The sequence below is a fragment of the Micromonospora chersina genome, from assembly GCF_900091475.1.
Lineage (GTDB): Bacteria > Actinomycetota > Actinomycetes > Mycobacteriales > Micromonosporaceae > Micromonospora > Micromonospora chersina.
On sequence record NZ_FMIB01000002.1, the window covers coordinates 1,591,023 to 1,609,861 of the forward strand.

Consider the following 18,839-nt stretch of genomic DNA (forward strand, 5'->3'; position numbering starts at 1 on the left):
CGCGGGGCGTGAGCCGGTCCGGCCGCGAACGGGAGGTGACACATGAGTCAGGTGGGGGTGGTCTTCGAGCGGCGCGGGGCGGGCACGCCGCTGGTGCTGCTGCACGGCATCGGGCACCACTGGGCCGCCTGGTCGCCGGTGCTGGACCGGCTGGCCGAGGCGCACGACGTGATCGCCGTCGACCTGCCCGGGTTCGGCCGCTCGCCGGTGCCCGCCGCCGGTCTGCCCGCCGACATGCCCGGCCTGGTGGCCGCGGTGGTGGAGCTGTTCGCCGCGCTCGGGCTGGACCGCCCGCACGTCGCGGGCAACAGCCTCGGCGGCGCCATCGCGCTGGAGCTGGCCGCCGCCGGTGCGGTCTCCTCGGCCACCGCCCTCTCCCCCGCCGGCTTCTGCACCCCGCGCGAGCTGCGCTGGGCGCTCACCGTGCTCACCCTGCACCGCAACGCGGCGCGGCTGCCCGAGCCGGTGCTGCGCTCACTGTTCGGCAACCCGGCGCTGCGCACGCTCGCGCTGGGCATGATCCTGGCCCGGCCGAACCGGATGGCGCTCGCCGAGGCGCTTGCCGACGCGCGGGCGCTCCGCGAGGCGCGCGCCTTCCGCGCGGTGGCCCGGGCCGGCCGCGGCTACGCGTTCGCCGGCGCGCCGACCGTGCCGGTGACGGTCGCCTGGGGCACCCGGGACCGGATCCTGCCCTACCGGCAGGCCGCACTGGCCCGGACCCGGCTGCCGGCGGCCCGGCACCTGGACCTGACCGGCTGCGGGCACGTGCCGATGCACGACGACCCGGAGCTGGTCGCCTCGGTCATCCTCGACACCACCGGCGCGCGGGCGGCCTGACCGGGCTCACTCGGTGGCGCCGAAGGGGTCGGTGCGCACGTAGCGCATCGTCCAGTCGCCCCCGTCGTGGTGGTGGTCGCGCTCGTAGAGGTGGTCCGCCTCGCCGCCGGGCGGCCGGTCCGGATGGCGCAGGATCCACCGCGGCGGCGGCGCCCCGTCCGGGTCGGCGGGCAGGTCCCGGACCAGGTCGTCGGCCGGCCCGCCGACGAACCGCACGCGCACCAGACCCACGGTCACCCTCCGTCTCGCCGTCGTCACGATCCCCTGCCCGCGAAGCTACCCCGCCCGGAGGCGGGAACCCCGGCGGTTTGCCCTGCTCGGGGCCCGGGTAGCGAGACCGGAGGTGACCGGACGAGGGCGAGGAGTGGTCGATGAGGACGCTGGGCGGGCGGTACGAGCTCGAACGGCGCGTCGGCATCGGCGGGATGTCCGAGGTGTGGCGGGCGCACGACCTCGTGCTCGACCGGACCGTCGCGGTGAAGCTGATCTCGCCGGGGCTGGACGGGGAGGCCACCTCGGTGGAGCGCATCCGGGCCGAGGCCCGGTCGGCGGCCCGGCTGGTGCACCCGAACGTGGCAAGCGTGCACGACTTCGGCACTGCCGCCCTGCCGGACGGGCGCGCGGTGCCGTACATCGTGATGGAGCTGGCCGAGGGGGAGACGCTCGCCGCCCACCTGCGCGGCGGCCCGCTCGACTGGCGGATCGCGGTGCGGGTCTGCGCCGAGGTGAGCGCCGCCCTGGCGGCCGCGCACGCGCACGGCATCGTGCACCGGGACGTGAAGCCGGCGAACGTGATCCTCACCCCGGCCGGGGTGAAGGTGCTCGACTTCGGGATCGCCACCCCGGCGGGCGCACCGGACCACACCCCGGACGGGATCGTGGTCGGCACGCCCGCGTACCTGGCGCCGGAGCAGCTCGACCGGCAGCCGGCCACGCCCGCCGCCGACATGTACGCCCTGGGCGTGCTCCTCTACTACTGCCTGACCGGTCGCCTCCCGTACGCGGCCGACACCACCACCCAGCTGCTCGGTTCGGGGCGGCGCCGGCCACCGGAGCCGCTGCCGGAGATCGACGGGTTGCCGGCCGAGGCGGCCGACCTGTGCCGGCGCTGCCTCGCCACCGACCCGACCGGCCGGCCGAGCAGCCTGATGGCCGCGCTGCTGCTCGCCGAGGTGGTGGACGCCCGTGTCTACGTGCCGATGGTCGCGACGGCTCCCCGGCAGCGGCGCGTGCCCGTGTCGCCGTGGACCGACCGGGCGGCCGCCGAGGCGACCGAGGCGATCGCCGTCGACGCGTACCCGACGGGTCGGGCCGGCTGACGCGCTGCCTGCTCAGGCGCGGTTTCGCCGGCCGGGGGCCGGGTAGCCGGGCGGGTGAGTGACGGGAGGAACGCGATGCCGGATCCGAGTTCCTGGCTGGCCGAGACGGCCACGGCGACCGCCGCGGGCGGTCACGTACGCACCGAGGACGGCGGTCTCTCCTCCGCCCTGGCGTCCCCGTTGGCGCCGCACTGCACCGGCCTGACGCCCGAACAGCTCCTGGCTGCCGCGTTCGCCTCCTGCCTGCACCACGCGGCGGTGGAGGCGGCCGGTGAGATCACCGACGAGGCGCACACCGTCGAGGTGACCGCTGCGGCGAAGCTGGGCCGCGACGACGACGGCCGCTACCGGGCCGACGTGCACGCCGAGATCTCCTCGGCCGGCCTCACCCGGGAGCAACTGGCCGACCTGGTGGCGCACGCGGACCGGCTCTGGCCGTTCTCCAGCGGCGACAACAGCCGGCACCGGCTGACGGTCACCCCGGCGGAGAACGGCCGGCACTGACCGCTCACCAGCGGAAGCCGGCGGTCACCGCCCGGTGGTCGCTGTCGGGGGTGTGCAGCACGCCGGCCGCGGTGGGGGTGAGCCCCCGGAAGAGGACGTGGTCGGGGCGGGTCACCGGAAGGCCCGCCGGCCAGGTGAAGCCGAAGCCCTGTCCGGCGTCGGCCTGGGCGTCGCGCAGCAGGTGGGTGAGCGGCGCGAAGACCCGGTCGGTGGTGGCGGTGTTCAGATCGCCGAGCACGACGAGCCGGGGCGCGTCGTCGGCCCGGACGGTGGCGGCGAGGGCGGCGACGGTCTCGTCGCGGGTGGCGGTGTGCCCGGCCCGCGCCGAGCCGAGGTGGACCACGTACACCGCGAGGTCGCCCTGCGGGGCGGCGACCACGGCCCGCAGGGCCCGGTCCCAGCCGAGGCCGGTGTCCACGCCGTGCGCCTCGCGGATGGGCCAGCGGCTCCACAGCGCGACGGTGGAGACCGTGGCCCGGTGCGGGTAGCGGCCGCCCAGCGCGGCGGCGACCCGCTCGCCGTCGTCCACCTCCTGGAGCCCGATGAGGTCCGGGTCGGCGTCGGCGAGCGCGTCGACCGTGGCGGCCGGGTCGGGGTTGCCGGAGCGCAGGTTCTGGCTGGCCACCCGCAGCGAGGTGGCGCCCGCGCCGGCGGCCTGCGGCAGCCAGGCCCCGCCGTAGAGTGCCGCCCACACGACCGCCGGCAGCAGGACCACGAGCAGGGCCGGCCGGGACCGGCGCAGCAGCGCCGCGAGCACGAGCGGGGGTACGCCGAGCCCGAGCAGTGGCGTGGCGCTGTCCACGAGGCTGCCCAGGCCGTGCACGTTGGGCACCGCGCGGTGGCCGACGAGCAGCACGGTGAGCAGGACGGCGCAGACGCTGACGACCAGTCCCCGCCGACCCCGGCGGCCGGCGGGTTCTCCGGCGGCCCGCTCATCGACCATCTGCTCCGTCACCGTCCGCATCGTAACCAGCCGCCGGCCCACGGATGGCGGCGATCCGGGTACGCCCCCGGACCCGGCGGTCTGGGCTCTCCGGCCCAGGCGGGCACCCCCAGGTGACGGGCCTGCCCCTCCCCCGAACGGAGGAGGCCGGCCGGAACCGCCGAAAAGATGATCATGCGCGCGTTCCGTCCGGGAGTTCCCGACATGACCGGAAAATGCGAAAGGCGAGAGAGATCGAATTCATGTTCTACCGAGCGTAATGCGCGGGCAGATAGCGGCAAATTGTGACGCATGCCACCAACTACCCCGATGGCAAGCGCCGGGAAGCTTTCTAGCCTCGGCGGGTGCATCCCGACGACCCCGCAGAGCAGCAGCCGACCGAGAACTCACCCGTTCGCCGTACGATCGACCCGGCATCAGCCGAACGGACGATCGGCCGGCACCGGGCCCCGGAGCCGGCACGGCGCGGGCCGATCCGCTCCACCCCCGCCCGGGTCGCCGTCGCCACCGGCGTGACCTGCTGCCTCGGCCTGATCGGGGTCGTCGGCGCACGGTCGACCGGGCAGGCGCACGAGCCGCTCCGCGAGGCGCTCGCGGACCGGGCGGCCGCCGCCAGCGAGCAGCGGGCCTCCCGCGACTTCGAGCGGAGCGCCCCGCCGGTCGCCGTGCCGGTCACCCCGATCCCGGCCGCCACGCCCAGCCCGACGCCCGCGAGGAAGGCGCCGAAGAAGCCCGTCCGGCCCAAGCACCCCCGGCCCGTCGCCGGGCTGGACCAGCGGCAGATGGACAACGCCAAGGCGATCGTCGACGCCGGCCTGGCCCTGAAGATGCCCCGCCGGGCCCTCGTCGTGGCCGTCGCCACCGCCATGCAGGAGAGCGATCTCTACAACCTGGCCAGCGACGTGCTGCCCGAGTCGTTCGACTACCCGCACCAGGGCAGCGGCTCCGACCACGACTCGATCGGCCTGTTCCAGCAGCGGCCCAGCAGCGGCTGGGGCACCGTCGCCGAGATCATGCGGCCCGCGTACGCGGCCCGCGCGTTCTTCACCGCGCTCAGGGAGGTGCCCGGCTGGACCGAGATGAGCCTCACCGAGGCGGCCCAGGCGGTGCAGGTCTCGGCCTTCCCCGACGCGTACGCGCAGCACGAGGACCGGGCCACCACCGTGGTGGCGGCGCTGGTCTGAGCGGCGCTCAGGCCGCGCTGCGCTCGGCGGCGCCACCGGTCGGCAGCCCCGCAGCGGCGGTCGGGGTCTCCGGCGGCACCACGTCGCCGCGTACCCCCGCGAGGACCTCGTCGACGCGGGCCTCGCGCCGGCGGCGGGCCAGCAGCGCCGCCTCGAAGTCGCGACGCGCACGGACCGCCTCGGCGTACGCCTGCTCGCGGACCTGGCGGGCCTCCTCCCGGGCGGCCTCCAGCTCGCTGCGGGCCTGGGCAAGCAGCGCGGCGGCCTCCCGCTCGGCGGCCGTCCCGGCGACCACCTCCGCCTCCACGACGGCGGTGCGGCGGCGCAGGAAGTCGCAGAGGTGGGTCGCGTCCTCCCGGATCTGGTCCCACTCCCGGCCCGCGCCGGCGGCGCTCTCCGCGCGGGCGGCGAGCCGGACCAACCGGATTCCCAGCTCGTCCAGGCAGGAGTCCACCTGCCGCTGGTCGTAACCGGTCTCAACCACGGAGAACCTCATGCGTGTCGCCCCCCAGGCAGCTGGTGTCACTTCCCCACCTGACGATCCTGGGCGGCGAGCGGCCACGCCCGTGGCCGTTCCCACAAAATGTTCAGCATCCGGATGCCCGGACGAAGGTGGTCAGGGGTGCTTGGGAAGCACGACCACCCGGCCGAAGAACTCGTCGATCCGCCGCACCACGTCGTTGAAGTCGTCCAGGTCGATCGGCTTCGTCACGTACGCGTTGGCCTGGAGCGTGTAGCTGCCGAGGATGTCGGTGTCGGCGTTGGAGGTGGTCAGCACGACGATCGGGATGGTGCGCAGGTTCTCGTCCCGCTTCACCTCGCCGAGCACCTGACGCCCGTCCATGCGCGGCATGTTGAGGTCGAGCAGGATGACGTCCGGCCGCTGGGCCTCGGTGTGCCGGCCCTCGCGGCGCAGGAACTCCATCGCCTCCTGGCCGTCGTTGACCACGTCGATGATCTTCTCGACGTCCGAGTCCTCGAGCGCCTCCTCGATCATCAGGACGTCACCCGGGTCGTCGTCCACCACCAGGATACGAACGGGGCTCGGGGTGCCATGACCCATGGGAAAACCTGCTTCGTCTCGGAGGTGGAGGCGTCGACGGCGAGGTCGACCACCGGCGGGGAAATCTATCCGATCAGGAGGCGGCCGGCGTGGCCGGGTCGGCCCTGCCCGCCTCGTAGCGCAGCACCTCGTCCAGCCCGGTCATCCGGAGCACCCGGGCCACCCGCCCGGTCGCCCCGGTGATCCGCAACCAGCCGCCCGCGGCGGTCGCGAGGTTGTCGCCGCGGACGAACGCGGCGATGCCCGTGGAGTCGCAGAAGGTCAGCTCCGTGAGGTCCAGCAGCAGCTCGCGGTGCCCGTCGGCGGCCAACCGGTCGATGGCGGCGGTGAGCTCCGGCGCGGTGCTCAGGTCGAGCTCACCCGCGAGCCGGAGGCGGGCCGGGCCGCCGTCCAGCCGGGCGTGCGTGACGGTGAACGTCACCGTGGCCCCCCTCGCTCCCACCGCAGGCCGACCCTTGCAGTTCAGCAAGTATACGCACGGTTCCGGGCAGCTCGGCGGTCACCGTGCCGGGGCGGCCGGCAGCCCGCTGACCAGGGCACGAGCCCGGTCGAGGAAGCGCCCGGCGCGGGGAAAGTCGCGCAGCAGGTGTCCATAGTGGTCGAGGGTGAGCCCCACGGCGCCCGCCGGGACCCGGCGGCTGACCAGGATCGCCACCAGCCACTCGACGAACTCGCCGAAGAGGGTCTCGTCGTCGACGTAGAGGGCGGCGGCGAGGAAGTCGACGATGTAGCCGAGGTCGCTCACTGTCGAGTCGAGCTGCGCCGGGGTGTAGTCGCGTACCCCCGGCACCCGCTCCCGCAGGTCGGCCAGAGCGCTGTCGATCAGCTCGCCGCGACGCTTCGTGAGGCTCGCGTACTCGTCGTCGGCGAGGTGGTCGAGCCGGGCCGGCGGCACCGCGCGCAGCGCCCGCTCGTCGGCGAGCAGGTCAGCCGCGCTGGGCGCGTCCGGCGCCCAGGCCACCCCGAGCACCCGGGCCCAGCGGCCGTCGCCGCCGAAGCCGCGCCCGCCCACCACCACCGGCACGTCCGAGCGGCGGCACGCCTCGATCATCCGGTGGGCGTGCGGCAGCCGCATCGGCAGCGCGCAGGCCAGCGCCACCGCGTGCGCGTCGTAGCGGTGCAGGTAGGAGACCAGGTGCGCGGCGGGCACGCTGGCCCCGAGGAAGGTCACCTGCCAGCCGCGCAGCCGCAGCACCTCGGCCACCAGCCGGGCCGGCAGCGCGTGCCACTCCCCGTCCATGCAGGCCACCACGATCCGGCCCCGGGTCGGGCGGGGATCGGCGTACGCGGCGACGGCGGCCACCACCCGCTCGCTGACGTGGGTGGCGGCGTGCTCCTGGGCCACGCTCCACTCGTCACGCGCCCACCGCTCCCCCACCTCGGCCTGCGCGGGGGCCACCAGGTCCAGCAGCACGCGCTCGGCCGGCACGCCGGACTCCAGCAGCCCGACGGCCACCTCGACGGCGCCGTGCTCGTCGGCCTCCGCCAGGAACTCCAGGTAGCCGGGGAAGGCGTGAGCCGGGTCGGCCACGGTGGTCGTCGCGGTCACGCGGTGGTCTCCCTCGGTCGGTCGGCGCCGGTCGGGCCCTGCACCGCGTGCAGGTGACGGCCCGGGCGGCCGGGGCCGGTGGCCCGCAGCGCGAGCACCGCGATGTCGTCGTGGTCGCCGTGGCCCAGCCAGTCGCAGGTCACCTGCTCGATCCGCTCGGCCAGTGCCGGGGCGGGCATCCGGTGGCAGCCCGTCACCGCGTGGAGCAGCCGCTCGGCGCCGAACTGCTCGTCGCCGCGCCGGCCGCCCCGCGCCTCGGTCACGCCGTCGCTGTAGAGCAGGCAGGTCTCGCCCGGCGCCAGGTGCACGGTCACCTCGCCGATTCGTGGATCCGGCACCACGCCGATCAGCATGCCGCTCAGCGGCACCACCTCGACCTCGCCGGAGGCCCGCAGCACCAGCGGCGGGAGGTGGCCGCCGCCGGCCATGGTCAGGGTGAGGCTGCCGTCGCGGTGCGGGCGGACCACACCCAGCACCATGGTGGCGAAGCGACCCTGCCCGTGCGCCTGGGTGGTCTCCAGCAGCGCGTCGTTGAGGAGCTTCAGCAGCCGTCCCGGCTGCGACTCGACCCGGTGCAGCGCGTGCAGGCACTGCCGGAGCTGGCCGGTGAACACCGCCGCCTCGACGCCCTTGCCCGAGACGTCGCCCAGGAAGAAGACCGAACCGCCGTCGACGAGCCGGTGGGAGCCGTAGAAGTCACCGCCGATCCGCAACCCGGCCTGCGCCGGCCGGTACGCGGTGCCCCACTGCACGCCGGTAGCCGCCGCCGGCTCGACGGGCAGCAGGCTGGCCTGGAGGGTGTCGGCGACCTCCGCCTGGTCGCGGTAGAGCACGGCGGTGGTCAGCGCGGCGCCGGCGCGGGCCGCGAAGGCGCGGACCAGGTCGAGGTCGGCGTCGTCGTACCAGCGGCCGGCCCGGCGGGCCACCAGCAGCACGCCGGCCGGCATCTCCCGCCCGGGCAGCGGCACCACCCGCGCGGTGGCTCCGGCCGCGTCGAGCCCCGGCAGCCAGCCGGCCTCGACGGCCTGCTCGACCAGCCAGTCCAGGGCGTGCGGCTCGGCCCCGCCGAGGCCCTCCGCGATCGCCGACGGCAGCGCCGTGGCGGCGAGCATGCCGCTGTCCACGGCGGGCGCCTCGTCGTCCGCCCGTACCGCCCGCCACCAGCGGGCCCGGCCGGAGCGCGGGGCCAGCACCAGCACGGCGGCGTCGGCCAGGGTCGGCACGGCCAGCCGGACCACCGCCGCGGCGGCCCGGTCGGGGTGCAGGGGGTTGCCGAGCTTCTCGCCGACCACGGCGAGGAACGCCGAGCGGGCCCGCTCGGCGAGCAGCGCGTCGGCCCGGCTGACGCTCTCGGTGACGTCCTCGACGTACCAGCAGCGGCGGGCCGCGGAGAGCGAAACCCGCCGCAGCCGCAGCCGACGCCCGTGATGGGCGAACTCGCCCGGGTCGGCGGCGAGCAGCGCGGGCACGCTGGCCGCGGCCAGCACCTCGCCGGCCACCACCTCGGGAACCAGCCGCTCGGCAACCGGGCTGAGGTGCCGCACCACGCCGTCGGCGTCGCAGACGATGAGGCCCTCGCGGAAGTGCTCCACCACCTCCGACCAGTCGGGGGTGGGCAGGTCGCGGTCCGGGGCCAGGGGCGGCAGGGCGGGAGCGGCGACGGACCTCGGGCGAGCCCTTCCGGCGCCCGGCCTGGAGACCCGTCCGTCGCCCGGGTCAGCACCCCTGACGTCGGCAGCAGTCACCAGATGAGCCCCACTCCTTGTCGACACCCCGCGGCGCGCCCGGAACGGCGCGTATGGTCAGATCTCTCCACCCCACCCTACGCCGGTGTGCCGGGACCGCCACCCCACGGCCTGCGCCCCGGCCTGCGGACGCGCCATCCGGCGAGGCCGTGCCGGGGTTGTTACGATCCCTGACGACCGGCCCCCGACCGGGAGCCGCGGAAAGGTGTGATGGTGGCACCCCGACGGAACACGCCCGAGGCGACGCCGCTGACCCTCTCCGTGGACCGGTCCGACCCCGTGGCCCCGGTCGTGAAGGTCGGCGGTGACCTGGCCTTCACCACGGCCACCCCGCTGCGCGTCGAGGTCGACCGGCTGCTGGCCGAGGGCCCCGCGACGCTCGTGCTGGACTTCGGCGACCTGCTCTTCATCGACAGCACCGGCCTGTCGGTGATCGTGCACGCCTGGCGGGAGGGTCAGCAGCGGGGCACCGCGGTCCTGCTCCGGGAGCCGCCCCGCTTCCTCACCACGATCCTCGACATGACGGGGGTCACCGGCCTGCTGTCCCGGCCACGGCCGGAGGACCGGCCGGCGACGGATTCGTCCGCGTTCGCGTGAGCACCCCGGGGGTTTCCCGATCATCCCGACCTGGGAACATGGCGACATGCCCTCTCAGCTGTTGACGATCGAGGTGGACCGGCTCGCCGCCGGACGTGCTCGGCTCCGGCTGACCGGCGAGCTCGACTTCGACACCGCGCCCGACCTCGTGGCCGCCGCCGCCGAGCTGCGCCGCGACGGCTGCCAGGAGCTGCTGCTCGACTTCGCCGGGGTGACGCTGTGCGACTCCTCGGGCCTCAGCGCGCTGGTGGTCGTCCACCGGGCCGGCGCCGGCGCGGTGCGGCTGGACTCCGTGAACCCGCCGGTACGCCAACTGCTGGACCGCACCGGGCTGACCGAGCTGCTGGCCGTCCCGCCGTCCACGGCGACCGGGGACGCCCGCCAGGTCGGCTGACCCCCGCCCGGAACGGGGGGTGGCCCCCGACCCTGGGACCAGGGGCCGGGGGCCGGGGAGGGTGGCTCAGGCGGCCGGGATGGCCTGCAGGCGCGGCCCGGATTCGCGCAGCTCCCCCACGGTGGGCGAGGCCGCGTCCTCGGGCGCGCCGGAATCGGGCGTCTGGAACAGGTAACGGACGAACTCCCCACCCACCTCGTTGTCGTCCGCTCCCGGCCACTGCCCCACACAGTCGACGCCGACGACCTCGCGTCCGCTGCCGTCGCTCTCCTCCAGCAGCGCCCAGAGGGTCACCGGATAGCAGCGCGTGCCCTCCGGGTCGACCTGCCACCGCGCGTACCAGCCGGGCCGGGCGGGGACGATCTCCACGATCCGTTTCATGACGACCTGCCCTTCCGCGTGCGTCGGAAGTTCTTCCGGTCCACCCCGATGGTGCGGGCCCGCCGGGTGACCGGTCCTCACCCGCAGCGAGTGAAGCTGGCCGGTCCGGCCCCGCCCGTTTCCTTCCCAGCGGCGCCGGGAAGGCGACCGGCGCAAGCGCAACCGACCAGGAACGAGGTGCGACGATGCGCAAGCAGATGGAGGGCGACAACCAGCGCCGCCGGGCCCTGGCCCGGGACGCCCGGGAACGCGGTCTGCGGCCCAGCCAGACCGGCGCCAGCCTGAGCGCGTCCAAGCAGATCACCTCGCTGGACCAGCGCGAACGGTCCGGCCCGCCGCCGGCCGGCCGGCACAAGCCGGACACCACGCGCGGCGGTCCCGCGCCGCCGCCCGCGGCCGTGGCGGAGCGCCCGCGCCCGCTGCCCGACGAGCGGCCGGCCCGGGTGACCACGATGGGCTACCGGGCTCTCGTCGACGACGTGAGCCGGCGGGCCGGGGTGGACTTCTCCACCGCCAAGGTGGCGGCCGAGGCGACAGTGCTCGCGCTGGCCCGGGCGCTCGACGAGGCCGAGCGGGAACGGCTGCTCGAGGCCGTGCCGGTGAAGCTGCACGACGTGGTGCCGGTGGACGGCATCGAGCGGCGGCAGGACCTGCCCGGCTTCCTGGCCGAGGTGGGCCGGCGCAGCCGCCTCACCCCGGAGCAGGCCCGCTACCAGGCGCAGGCCACCCTCGCCGCGCTGGCCGACGCGGACGGCGACCTCGTCGAGTCGCTGCGCGTACCGGACGGGTTGCGGGACCTGCTCGCGCCGCCGGTGGCCGGCGGCGGCCTGGTGGGTGCGACGTCCGCCACCGCTCCGCTGGACGAGCAGGAACTGCGCGACGCGCTCGCCCAGCTGCCGTACTGGTCCAGTGACCGGCAGTCCCTGGTGCGCACCATCGAGCTGCCGGCCGGCAACCTGGACCGGGTGCTCGACCGGCTCGACCAGCTCCGGGGCGAGACCGGGCGCGGCCCGCAGATCGGGCGGCCCGACCAGGACAGTGCCGTGCTCACCGTGCGCACCCAGCAGGTCGACGGGGTGACGGCGGTGGACGTGGACCTGGCCCGGCGGGTGGACGACGCCATCGACGAGGCCGGCGCCGGGATGGCCGCCGGCTGAGCGGCCTGGCGTGCGGGCCGGCGGGCGCTCCGTCCGCCGGCCCCACGCGGCCCGGGTACCGTTGGCCGCCGTGGAGAGCGACGCCGAGGCCCTGGAGATCGTCGTGGACCCGGCCCGGCCCACCGGCCGGACGCTGCTCGCCGCCGGGGTCGAACAGTCCTACGTCGACGTCACGGACCCGCGCCACCTGCACTTCGAGTACGTGCGGCGGATGGCCGCCGTTGTCGACCTGGCCGCCCCGCCGGGCCGGCCGCTGGCCGCCCTGCACCTGGGCGGCGGGGCGCTCACCCTGCCGCGCTGGCTGGCCGCCACCCGCCCCGGCTCCCCGCAGCGGGTGATCGAGCGCGACCCCGCGGTGGTCGAACTGGTCCGCCGCGATTTGCCGCCGGCACCGCCCGAGGTGGTCGTGGAGGTCGGCGACGCCCGGGACGCGGTGACCGCCGCGCCGGCCGGCGCCTACGACCTGGTGCTGGCGGACGTCTACCGCGCGGCCCGGATGCCCCGCCACGTGGCCAGCGTGGAGTTCGCCGCCGCGGTGGCCCGGGCGCTGCGCCCGAACGGCGTCTACCTGGTCAACGTCACCGACCTCCCGCCGCTGGCGCACACCCGCACCCAGGTGGCCACGCTGCGGGCGGTCTTCGCCGACGTCTGCCTGGTCGCCGACCGGCGGATGCTGCGCGGCCGGCGGTACGGCAACCTGGTGCTCGCCGCCGCGACCCGCCCCGACCGCCTGCCGGTACGCCGGCTCGTCGCCCGCGCCGCCGGCGACCCGGTGCCCGGCGGGGTGCTGCACGGTGCGACGCTCGACGCGTTCGTCGCCGGGACCCGCCCGGCCACCGACGCCACCCTGTCCGAGGGCTGACCCGGCGGGGTTCCCTAAGGGTCGACGGCGGGCGGCCGCGCCGGGTTTCCGAGGGGCGGGGGCGGGTAGCCGCGCCGGATGAGCAACGCCGACGACCGGGCCACCGCCCGCCGGGCGCTCATCGTGATCGGTCTGGTGCTCGCCACGCTTGTCGGGCTGGCGCTGCTCTGGGCGACCCGGCGGGTGCTGGTCTGGGGCCTGGTCGCCGCGTTCCTCGCGGTCGCCCTGAAACCCCTGGTGGACCGGGTGGAGCGGCGGATGGTCCGGCGCCGGGCGCTGGCCACCCTGCTGGTCTTCCTGGCCACCTTCGTGGTCCTGGCTGCGCTGGGCGCGATGATCGTGCTGCCGCTCGTCGACGAGCTGGGCCGCTTCGCCGACCGGGCTCCGGACCTGATCCACGAGGCCCGGGCCGGGCGGGGTCCCGTCGGCGAGGCGCTGAACCGCTTCCACCTGCGCCGGTACGCCGACACCCACGCCGAACAGATCCAGCGCTACGGTTCCCGGCTCGGCGAGCCGGCGGTCGGGGTGCTGCGGGGCGTGCTCCAGATCGTCGCGGCGGTGGTCACCGTGGTGGTGCTGGCCTACCTCATGGTGCTGGAGGCCCCGAAGATCATCTCAGGCACGCTCAAGCTCGTGGGCGACGGCGCGGCGGAGCGGCTGCGGCGCATCGGCCGGGACTCCTCCCGGATCATCACCGGCTACCTCAGCGGAAACCTGCTGATCAGCGTGATCTGCGGCGGGCTGACCTTCGGCGTGCTCTTCCTCCTCGGGGTCCCCTTCGCCGGGGTGATCGCCCTGGTGGTCGCCCTGGCCGACCTGATCCCGCTGGTCGGGGCGACCCTCGGGGCGATCGTCGCGGCCGGGGCCGGGTTCCTGCACTCCCCCACCGCCGGTGTCGTGGTGCTTGTCTTCTTCGTGGTCTACCAGCAGGTCGAGAACCACCTGCTCCAGCCGGTCATCATGGCCCGCGCGGTCCGGCTGAACCCGTTGACCGTGCTGGTCAGCGTGCTGCTCGCCGCCGAGCTGGCGGGACTCGTGGGCGCCCTGCTGGCCATCCCGGTGGCCGGCATCGGGCAGGTCCTGCTGCGCGAGTTCGCCCGCACCGGCCGACAGGCCCTGCCCGTACCGGCCCCCGACGTGCCGGTCCGACGTCCGGCCGGCAGACGGGCTCCCGCGGACGGGAACCCGCCGCCGGCCGGCGGGTGAGACGGGCGGACCCGGTCAGCGGCGGTGCACCACCTCGGGCGACTCGCTCTCCAGCGGCACGGCGTGCGCCGGGACCAGGCCGAGCTGCACGGCGGGCCGGGGCAGGGTGGCGTCGAGCAGCCAGTCCGCGCCGACCCGGGCCCGGTTGCTGGGCATGGCGTACAGGTGGTAGCCGCGGGTGACCACCTTGGCCGGCAGGCCGCCGAGCGGCACGTGCAGGGGGTTGGCCGCCGCCTCCTTGCCGCCCAGGTCGACCACCCAGCCCAGGTCGCGGTGCTTGTACGGCTTCCGGTTGCCCTGCCCGTAGGAGGCGGCGATGTTGTGCGCGGCGAGCTTGCCCTGCCGTTGCGCGTGCTGGGCGGTCATCGCGCAGATCTGCCCGGGGCGGGTCGGGTCGGGCACGGCAGCCGCGTCGCCGCAGGCGAACACCTCCGGGTAGCCGGGGACGTTGAGGTACTCGTCGGTCACCAGGCGGCCCTTCTCGGTGCGCAGCCCCAGCTCGGCAACGAACGGGTCCGGGCGTACCCCGACGCACCAGACCAGGCTGCACGTCGGGACGTACTCGCCGTCGGTGAGCAGCACCCCGTCCGGGGTGGCCTCGGAGACCGAGGTGCCCATCCGCACGTCGACGCCGCGCCGGCGCAGCACCCGGTCGGCGGTGGCGGACAGGCGCTGGTCCAGCTCGGGCAGGACGCGCGGGGCCACGTCCAGCAGCATCCAGCGGGGACGCACCTTGAGGTGCGGCCGCTGGGCCATCATCCGGTCGGTGAAGAGCTGCCCGTGCGCGGCCACCTCGGTGCCGGTGTAGCCCGCGCCGACCACCACGAACGTGGTCCGGGACCGCTGCTCGACCGGGTCCTCCGCCAGCTCGGCCAGTTCGAGCTGGCGGATCACGTGGTCGTGCAGGTAGAGCGCCTCGGGCAGGCCGCGGAAGCCGTGCGCGTACTCGGTCACCCCGGGGATCGGCAGCAGCTTGTTGACGCTGCCGACGCAGAGCACCAGCCGGTCGTACGCGAGCTGGCCGTGGTCCCCCTCGGCGGAGCGGTAGCCGACCCAGCGGTTCTGGAGGTCGACCCGGTCCGCCTCGCCGATGACCACGCGGACGCCGTCGAGCGTGCCGGCGAGCGGCACGGAGATCCGGGTGGGCTCGACCACCCCGGCGGCGACCTCGGGCAGCAGCGGCAGGTAGAGGAAGTAGTCGGTCGTGTTCAGCAGGACGATCTCGGCCCGCTTGCCGGCCAGCCGGCTCAACGTCTTCGCCGCGTGGTATCCGGCGAACCCGGCCCCCACGATCACCACACGAGGTTTCGTCATGCCTGCTGCCGTTCCCGTCGAGGACCCCGACAAACGTGGGCCCGCGCGCGCCGCGGCTCAGCCCGGGCTGAGCCGGACGTACCCGTCGCGGCCGACGGCCTCCATCTCCCAGCAGTGACCGAAGGCCCGGACCCGCTCGGCGGTGATCCGGCCCAGCTCGGCCGGGATGTCCGGGTCCAGGTGCAGCCGCCCGTCCACCGGATCGGCACCCAGCATCGCCCGGACCAGGGCGAGCGGGGTGCCGGTCGCCCAGGCCTGCGGGCTGCACGCCGTGGGGTAGGGCACCGCGAACGTCAGCCGGTCCCGCGGGTAGCCGCTCAGCGCCTCGGGCAGCCGGTGGCCGAACTGCTCCGCCGCCTCGAACAGCGCCAGGCTGATCCGGTTGGCCTCGGCCCGGAAGCCGTAGCGCGCCAGCCCCAGGACGGCGAGGGAGTTGTCGTGCGGCCACACCGTGCCGAGGTGGTAGCCGAGCGCGTTGTACAGGCGTTCCTCCCGGGACAGGGTCCGGATCCCCCAGCCGGAGAACATGTCGTCGGACATGAGCTGGGCCACCACCCGGCCCGCCCGCTCGGCCGGCACGATGCCGCTCCAGAGCAGGTGGCCCATGTTCGACGTCTTCGCGTCGATCCGGTTCTTGTCGCCGTCCAGGCCGACCGCGTAGTAGCCGCCCCGTTCGGGGATCCAGAAGTCCCGGTTGAAGCGCTCGTACAGCTCGGCGGCCTCGACGCGCAGCCGGTCGGCCAGCGCCGGGTCGGCGAGCGGACCGTCGGCCAGCTGCGCCAGCCGCAGCTTCGCGTCGTACGTGTAGCCCTGCAGCTCGCACGTGGCGATGGGCAGCACCGGGATGCGGCCGTCGGCGAAGCACACGCCGTCCGGCGAGTCGCGCCAGCACTGGTTGCCCAACCCCTCCGGGGAGCGGGTCCCGTACTCGACGTAGCCGTCGCCGTCCCGGTCGCCGAAGTGGTCGATCCAGTCGAGGGCCGCCAGGGCGTTGCCGCGCAGCTCGCGGACCAGGTCGTCGTTCCGGGTCCAGCGCCAGTACTCGGAGAGCAGGATCAGCCAGAGCTGGGTGGCGTCGGCGCTGCCGTAGTACGGGCCGTACGGCTTGACCCCGGTTCGGGTCAGCTCGCCGCTGCGGACCTCGTGCAGGATCTTGCCGGGTTCCTCGTCGCTGAAGTCGTCGCAGCGGGTGCCCTGCAACCGCGCGAGCGCGAGCAGGGCACCGTGGGCCAGGGACGGTCCGGCGACCAGCGTCTGGTACGCAGTGATCAGGGTGTCCCGGCCGAACACGGTGAGGAACCAGGGCAGGCCGGCTCCCGGCAGCAGGATGCGCTGCCCCTTCACCTCCAGGTCCAGCCGGAGGGCGGCGATGTCGTCCCGGGACTTCCGGACGGTCCGCTCCAGCACCTGGTTGTCGCTGCGCAGCACGGCCCGGTCGACCGCCCAGCGGCGCAACGGGTCGGCGGCCCGCCCCTGGACCACGTCGACGATGTCGCCGGTGACCGGCTCCACCACCCCGGGCCCGGGAGGCAGCGGCACGTGCAGATCCACCCGCCACTCCTGGCGCGGCTGCAACGCCACGTCCCAGACCAGTTCGTCACCCTCGATCCGGCCGGGTGCCGGCGTGGCCCGCACCTCGGTTCGCGCCGTGAAACCCTCGTTCTCGTACACGAAGGTGAGGGCCTGGCCCTCCGATGTCTGCCCGCGGGTGATCTGCGCGGACCGGTCGCGGGCGCCGGACTTCACCTCGAACAGGTCGGCGAAGTCGGCGGCGACCGCGAGCCGCGCCTCCAGCCGCACCGGTTCGGGACGGAACGACACCAACGAGATCCGCTCGTGGAAGCCGTCCCCGACGTAGCGGATCCGGTTCACCGAGATGCTGTCCGGCGGCAGGTCGGGCAGGGCGGGAGTGGTCAGCACGAACTGGGCCGAGTAGTGCTGCACGACCTGCGAGCGCAGCACCAGCAGGCGAGCGCCGTTGATGGTGAGCACCCAGCCGCTGACCATCCGGGTGTCCAGGTGGACCAGCCCGCCGATGGAGCCCGGGGGCACGTCCCCGGCGGGGTCGGAGTACATGAAGGTGGGGCCGCTGAGCACCGCGATCGACTCGCCCAGCTCCGGCGGGGCGGCCCGCTGGTCGCCGGGCCCGGCGGCGGCGGCCAGGTCGGGCGTCGGATCGGCGGGAGTCGGACGCACGGCAGCCATGCCGCCCACCGTAGGAGGAGCGCGGGCGAAGGCGGCATCACCCGTTCCGGATGATTCCGCCCGCATCCACCCCCGACTATATGGACAAACGTCGCGGTCCGGGGTGAGGATGCCCTGATGGGAACCCACGAGACCGCCGGGGGTCGGCCCACGAGGTCCACCCGGCGCACCTTCCTCACCGCCTCCGCCGCGGCCACCGCCGCCACCGTCGCCGCCCCGCTGGCCGCCTCGCCGGCCGCCGCCACCGACACCGTCACGCCGCCCGGCCCCGGCCACCCGGTCCGGCCGCAGCCGCCGGACCGCGAGCTGACCGCGCTGCTGCGCGAGATCGACCGGGACCGGATCGAGGCCACCGTCCGTCGGCTCGCCGCCTTCGGCACCCGGCACACCCTCTCCGACCAGAACGATCCGGTACGCGGCATCGGCGCCGCCCGCGACTGGATCCACGCCCAGCTCACCGGGTACGCCGCCGCCTCCGGCGGCCGGATGACAGTCGAACTCCAGTCGTACGTGCAGCAGCCGGCCTCCCGGATCCCCACCCCCACCACCATCACCAACGTGGTGGCCACCCTGCGCGGCGACACCGCGCCCGACCGGGTCTACGTGATCACCGGCCACTACGACTCCCGGGCCACCGACGTGATGGACGCGGTCAGCGACGCCCCGGGCGCCGACGACGACGCCTCCGGCGTGGCGGTGGTCATGGAACTGGCCCGGGTGCTGGCCACCCGGCGCAGCGAGGCGACAATCGTCCTGGCCGCCGTGGCCGGCGAGGAACAGGGGCTGTACGGCTCGGCGTACCTGGCCGGCCGACTCAAGGCGGCCGGCGTGGACGTCCAGGGCATGTTCAGCAACGACATCGTCGGGAGCAGCACGGCCGACGACGGCACCCGCGACCCGCGCTCGGTCCGGCTGTTCGCCGAGGGTGTGCCGACGGCCGAGACGCCGGCCGAGGCGAGCGTGCGCCAGTCCGTCGGCGGGGAGAACGACTCGCCGTCGCGGCAGCTCGCCCGGTTCGTGTCCGACGTCGCGTGCAACGGCGCGACCGGCATGCGGGTCCGGGTGATCTACCGGCGGGACCGCTACCTGCGCGGCAGCGACCACATCTCGTTCCTGCGCGAGGGCTGGCCGGCCGGGCGGTTCACCGAGCCGAACGAGGACTTCGCCCACCAGCACCAGGACGTCCGGGTGGTCGACGGCGTCCAGTACGGCGACCTGCCGGAGTTCTGCGACTTCGACTACATCACCCGGGTGGCCCGGGTGAACGGCGCGACGCTGTGGTCCCTCGCGCAGGCGCCCGGCACCCCGAAGGGGGTCACCGTCGTCACCACGAACCTGACCAACGACACCACCCTGCGCTGGCAGCGCGGCACCGAACCGGACCTCGCCGGATACGAGGTGGTGTGGCGGGAGACCACCGCCCCCGAGTGGCAGAAGGTGCTGCCGGTCGGCGACGTCACCGAGGTGACCATCGACCTGTCCAAGGACAACGTGTTCTTCGGCGTGCGGGCGGTGGACCGGACGGGGCACCGCAGCCCGGTGGCCTTCCCGAAGCCGGGCAGCTGACCGCCTGCTCACC

Annotated in this window: 20 protein-coding genes; 10 read left to right on the top strand and 10 right to left on the bottom strand. The window is 75.1% G+C overall.

What is annotated here, in order from left to right; genetic code table 11:
- The first annotated feature begins 42 nt into the window (after positions 1-42).
- Positions 43-837 (top strand): alpha/beta fold hydrolase, encoded by a 795-nt coding sequence (locus GA0070603_RS07355; RefSeq protein WP_091309076.1) that lies wholly within the window; start codon positions 43-45, stop codon positions 835-837.
- 6 nt (positions 838-843) lie between these two features.
- Here GA0070603_RS07355 and GA0070603_RS07360 read toward each other — a convergent pair whose 3' ends face one another.
- Entirely contained in the window at positions 844-1,068 is a 225-nt protein-coding gene (locus GA0070603_RS07360; protein ID WP_091321664.1) for a DUF8847 domain-containing protein, read from the bottom strand.
- Between the two features lie 140 nt (positions 1,069-1,208).
- Between GA0070603_RS07360 and GA0070603_RS07365 the strand changes: the two genes are divergently transcribed.
- Both GA0070603_RS07365 and GA0070603_RS07370 read left to right on the top strand, forming a co-directional pair.
- Positions 1,209-2,156 carry a serine/threonine-protein kinase gene (locus GA0070603_RS07365; RefSeq protein WP_091309079.1) on the top strand — a complete coding sequence of 316 codons (948 nt, stop codon included), beginning with the start codon at positions 1,209-1,211 and terminating at the stop codon, positions 2,154-2,156.
- 75 nt (positions 2,157-2,231) lie between these two features.
- Positions 2,232-2,660 carry an OsmC family protein gene (locus tag GA0070603_RS07370; protein ID WP_091309083.1) on the top strand — a complete coding sequence of 143 codons (429 nt, stop codon included), beginning with the start codon at positions 2,232-2,234 and terminating at the stop codon, positions 2,658-2,660.
- A gap of 4 nt (positions 2,661-2,664) precedes the next feature.
- Here GA0070603_RS07370 and GA0070603_RS07375 read toward each other — a convergent pair whose 3' ends face one another.
- Positions 2,665-3,615, bottom strand: a complete 951-nt coding sequence (locus GA0070603_RS07375; protein WP_244282440.1) for an endonuclease/exonuclease/phosphatase family protein — start codon at positions 3,613-3,615, stop codon at positions 2,665-2,667.
- Between the two features lie 332 nt (positions 3,616-3,947).
- Here GA0070603_RS07375 and GA0070603_RS07380 point away from each other — a divergent pair, with 332 nt between their 5' ends.
- Positions 3,948-4,787 carry a hypothetical protein gene (locus GA0070603_RS07380; protein ID WP_167544515.1) on the top strand — a complete coding sequence of 280 codons (840 nt, stop codon included), beginning with the start codon at positions 3,948-3,950 and terminating at the stop codon, positions 4,785-4,787.
- Between the two features lie 7 nt (positions 4,788-4,794).
- Here the strand turns inward: GA0070603_RS07380 and GA0070603_RS07385 are convergent, their stop codons facing one another.
- From GA0070603_RS07385 to GA0070603_RS07405, 5 genes are all read right to left on the bottom strand, one after another.
- Positions 4,795-5,283, bottom strand: coding sequence for an ATPase (locus tag GA0070603_RS07385; RefSeq protein ID WP_091309087.1), 489 nt, complete (start codon positions 5,281-5,283; stop codon positions 4,795-4,797).
- Positions 5,284-5,403: 120 nt separating this feature from the next.
- Entirely contained in the window at positions 5,404-5,850 is a 447-nt protein-coding gene (locus GA0070603_RS07390; RefSeq protein WP_091309090.1) for a response regulator, read from the bottom strand.
- A 73-nt stretch (positions 5,851-5,923) separates the two neighbouring features.
- Positions 5,924-6,271, bottom strand: a complete 348-nt coding sequence (locus GA0070603_RS07395; protein ID WP_091309092.1) for an STAS domain-containing protein — start codon at positions 6,269-6,271, stop codon at positions 5,924-5,926.
- A gap of 78 nt (positions 6,272-6,349) precedes the next feature.
- A complete protein-coding gene (locus tag GA0070603_RS07400) occupies positions 6,350-7,399 on the bottom strand; it encodes a cobalamin B12-binding domain-containing protein (protein WP_091309096.1) in 1,050 nt (349 codons plus the stop codon).
- The gene (locus tag GA0070603_RS07405) at positions 7,396-9,144 is read right to left on the bottom strand and encodes a PP2C family protein-serine/threonine phosphatase (RefSeq protein ID WP_091309099.1); all 1,749 of its coding nucleotides are present in this window, start codon (positions 9,142-9,144) and stop codon (positions 7,396-7,398) included. Before GA0070603_RS07405 ends, GA0070603_RS07400 begins: the two co-directional genes overlap by 4 nt.
- 210 nt (positions 9,145-9,354) lie before the next feature.
- On the opposite strand from GA0070603_RS07405, the gene GA0070603_RS07410 reads away from it, so the two are divergent.
- Both GA0070603_RS07410 and GA0070603_RS07415 read left to right on the top strand, forming a co-directional pair.
- Positions 9,355-9,741: an STAS domain-containing protein gene (locus GA0070603_RS07410; protein ID WP_208862835.1), complete on the top strand. Its 387-nt coding sequence runs from the start codon at positions 9,355-9,357 to the stop codon at positions 9,739-9,741.
- A gap of 46 nt (positions 9,742-9,787) precedes the next feature.
- Complete coding sequence (locus tag GA0070603_RS07415; protein WP_208862836.1) at positions 9,788-10,135, top strand: STAS domain-containing protein; 348 nt, start codon at positions 9,788-9,790, stop codon at positions 10,133-10,135.
- A gap of 66 nt (positions 10,136-10,201) precedes the next feature.
- Here GA0070603_RS07415 and GA0070603_RS07420 read toward each other — a convergent pair whose 3' ends face one another.
- Positions 10,202-10,516 carry a hypothetical protein gene (locus tag GA0070603_RS07420; RefSeq protein WP_091309108.1) on the bottom strand — a complete coding sequence of 105 codons (315 nt, stop codon included), beginning with the start codon at positions 10,514-10,516 and terminating at the stop codon, positions 10,202-10,204.
- A 185-nt stretch (positions 10,517-10,701) separates the two neighbouring features.
- Between GA0070603_RS07420 and GA0070603_RS07425 the strand changes: the two genes are divergently transcribed.
- The 3 genes from GA0070603_RS07425 (at position 10,702) to GA0070603_RS07435 (ending at position 13,741) form a co-directional block, all read left to right on the top strand.
- Complete coding sequence (locus GA0070603_RS07425; RefSeq protein ID WP_091309112.1) at positions 10,702-11,673, top strand: DUF2267 domain-containing protein; 972 nt, start codon at positions 10,702-10,704, stop codon at positions 11,671-11,673.
- 61 nt (positions 11,674-11,734) lie between these two features.
- Positions 11,735-12,535: a spermidine synthase gene (locus GA0070603_RS07430; protein ID WP_425270420.1), complete on the top strand. Its 801-nt coding sequence runs from the start codon at positions 11,735-11,737 to the stop codon at positions 12,533-12,535.
- Positions 12,536-12,613: 78 nt separating this feature from the next.
- Complete coding sequence (locus tag GA0070603_RS07435; protein WP_091309119.1) at positions 12,614-13,741, top strand: AI-2E family transporter; 1,128 nt, start codon at positions 12,614-12,616, stop codon at positions 13,739-13,741.
- A gap of 15 nt (positions 13,742-13,756) precedes the next feature.
- On the opposite strand, the gene GA0070603_RS07440 is transcribed toward GA0070603_RS07435, so the two are convergent.
- Complete coding sequence (locus tag GA0070603_RS07440; RefSeq protein WP_091309123.1) at positions 13,757-15,055, bottom strand: NAD(P)/FAD-dependent oxidoreductase; 1,299 nt, start codon at positions 15,053-15,055, stop codon at positions 13,757-13,759.
- Positions 15,056-15,112: 57 nt separating this feature from the next.
- Positions 15,113-17,260: an amylo-alpha-1,6-glucosidase gene (locus GA0070603_RS07445; protein WP_091309126.1), complete on the bottom strand. Its 2,148-nt coding sequence runs from the start codon at positions 17,258-17,260 to the stop codon at positions 15,113-15,115.
- A 117-nt stretch (positions 17,261-17,377) separates the two neighbouring features.
- Here GA0070603_RS07445 and GA0070603_RS07450 point away from each other — a divergent pair, with 117 nt between their 5' ends.
- Entirely contained in the window at positions 17,378-18,826 is a 1,449-nt protein-coding gene (locus GA0070603_RS07450) for a M20/M25/M40 family metallo-hydrolase (protein WP_091309129.1), read from the top strand.
- Positions 18,827-18,839 lie beyond the last annotated feature (13 nt).

Excerpts from the sequence above, each read along its gene's own strand:
- GA0070603_RS07355 (WP_091309076.1), top strand. The coding sequence starts at position 43 with ATGAGTCAGGTGGGGGTGGTCTTCGAGCGGCGCGGGGCGGGCACGCCG.
- GA0070603_RS07425 (WP_091309112.1), top strand. The coding sequence starts at position 10,702 with ATGCGCAAGCAGATGGAGGGCGACAACCAGCGCCGCCGGGCCCTGGCC.
- GA0070603_RS07385 (WP_091309087.1), bottom strand. The coding sequence starts at position 5,283 with ATGAGGTTCTCCGTGGTTGAGACCGGTTACGACCAGCGGCAGGTGGAC.
- GA0070603_RS07390 (WP_091309090.1), bottom strand. The coding sequence starts at position 5,850 with ATGGGTCATGGCACCCCGAGCCCCGTTCGTATCCTGGTGGTGGACGAC.
- GA0070603_RS07365 (WP_091309079.1), top strand. The coding sequence starts at position 1,209 with ATGAGGACGCTGGGCGGGCGGTACGAGCTCGAACGGCGCGTCGGCATC.
- GA0070603_RS07445 (WP_091309126.1), bottom strand. The coding sequence starts at position 17,260 with ATGGCTGCCGTGCGTCCGACTCCCGCCGATCCGACGCCCGACCTGGCC.
- GA0070603_RS07440 (WP_091309123.1), bottom strand. The coding sequence starts at position 15,055 with ATGACGAAACCTCGTGTGGTGATCGTGGGGGCCGGGTTCGCCGGATAC.
- GA0070603_RS07420 (WP_091309108.1), bottom strand. The coding sequence starts at position 10,516 with ATGAAACGGATCGTGGAGATCGTCCCCGCCCGGCCCGGCTGGTACGCG.
- GA0070603_RS07370 (WP_091309083.1), top strand. The coding sequence starts at position 2,232 with ATGCCGGATCCGAGTTCCTGGCTGGCCGAGACGGCCACGGCGACCGCC.
- GA0070603_RS07410 (WP_208862835.1), top strand. The coding sequence starts at position 9,355 with ATGGTGGCACCCCGACGGAACACGCCCGAGGCGACGCCGCTGACCCTC.
- GA0070603_RS07415 (WP_208862836.1), top strand. The coding sequence starts at position 9,788 with ATGCCCTCTCAGCTGTTGACGATCGAGGTGGACCGGCTCGCCGCCGGA.
- GA0070603_RS07450 (WP_091309129.1), top strand. The coding sequence starts at position 17,378 with ATGGGAACCCACGAGACCGCCGGGGGTCGGCCCACGAGGTCCACCCGG.
- GA0070603_RS07435 (WP_091309119.1), top strand. The coding sequence starts at position 12,614 with ATGAGCAACGCCGACGACCGGGCCACCGCCCGCCGGGCGCTCATCGTG.